Origin of the sequence: Lactobacillus kalixensis DSM 16043, from assembly GCF_001434335.1 — a bacterium.
GTDB classification, from domain to species: Bacteria; Bacillota; Bacilli; order Lactobacillales; family Lactobacillaceae; genus Lactobacillus; species Lactobacillus kalixensis.
Genome location: NZ_AZFM01000080.1, coordinates 1 through 1,435, shown reverse-complemented (window position 1 = coordinate 1,435; position 1,435 = coordinate 1). Strand labels below are relative to the sequence as shown.

The 1,435-nt window shown below is 34.4% G+C and carries 1 protein-coding gene; it reads left to right on the top strand.

Going from position 1 to position 1,435, the window contains the following annotated elements:
- Positions 1 to 265: 265 nt before the first annotated feature.
- Positions 266 to 1,435: IS110 family RNA-guided transposase (locus FC46_RS09795; protein WP_057800230.1), on the top strand; the 1,170-nt coding region annotated here is incomplete at its 3' end.

The following is a 1,435-nucleotide window of genomic DNA, read 5'->3' as shown; positions in this document are numbered from 1 at the left end:
AAAACATTCTAAGCTTAATAGTGAATTAATTATCCGACGGGATAATTGATTCACTATTTTTGTTCTCAGCGTAGAATTGAAATAGTAGTAAAACATTATGCCGTGATCTATTTAGACGCTTGACGTCGTAATAAAAACTGGCAGTTTTACTTATTAGTTCAGTAATCTCTTCGAAGAATGTCGACACTTTGATGTCTGGTTTAGAAAATTAGATCTCTGCTAATAAGTATTATTGTTTTACTGCTATCTTAGGAGGTTTTTAATCATGAAAGTTGTTTTTGGTATTGATGTAAGCAGTGATAAATCTAATGTGTGTATCTTGGTAGACAATAGTAAATCAGAGTTTACCATTTCTAATGATCGCCCTGGTTTCTTTGAACTACTCAATAACTTAAAGACATTTACTAAACCTCAAATTATCTTTGAGGCTACCGGTGTATATTCACGCAGACTGCAAACATTTCTTCAAGATTACGGCTATGATTATGTAATCATGAATCCATTAACAGCCAAGAAAGAAATAGATATCGGTCTACGTCATAATAAAACTGATAAAAATGATGCATATCACCTAGCTTTAATTCAGAAGTTGTATAAACATGCAATTAATAAAACTCAGTCTGAACAATACCAACAACTAAATGCTTTAAGCAGATTCTATGCTCAATTAACCGATGATGTAGTTACATCTAAGAATCGTCTTCACAAGGCACTACAGTCTACTTTTCCCGAAGTTGAACAGTTATTTGAAGCTTCTAAAGGTGAGAACTATTGGACGGTCCTTAGCCAATATCCACATTGTAAAGACGTATTTCAATCTAGCGAAATAGATGTTATTGATGAACTATTAAAGATTAAAGGCTTTGGTCAGAAGCGAGCAGAAAAAACTACTAAAAAGCTATTTGAATTAGCTAAAAAGAGCTATCCTTCTGTCTCATCTAATAGTATCGAATCTTCTCAAGTGACTTACTATGCTCACCGCTTAATTGCCTTAGAAGAGCACCGCAAGCAGCTTATTTCTAAGATGGTTAAACTAGCTAAAGGGTTGCCTAATCATGATCTGGAAATATTAAAGAGTATCCCTGGTTTCGGTGAAACTACTGCTGTTAGGGTATTGGCAGAGTTAGGCGATGTTCGTAGATTTAGTAATCCTAACAAGATTAATGCCTTTATTGGAATTGATCCAGGACATTATCAATCAGGCGAAAAAGATTCAAGCTTAAGTATTACTAAGCATGGAAATGCGGAAGCTCGTAAGATTTTGTATCGTGCTATTGGTCAAATAACCAGCGCAGCTAAATTTAAACCTTGTCATATAGCTGATTATTATGAAAGCAAAAAGCGATCTTCTCAAACCAAAGGGTTCAAGAAAATCGCTATCGCTTCAATTCATAAACTGATTAGAACTATCTATGCCCTAATCACCAAGGATCAA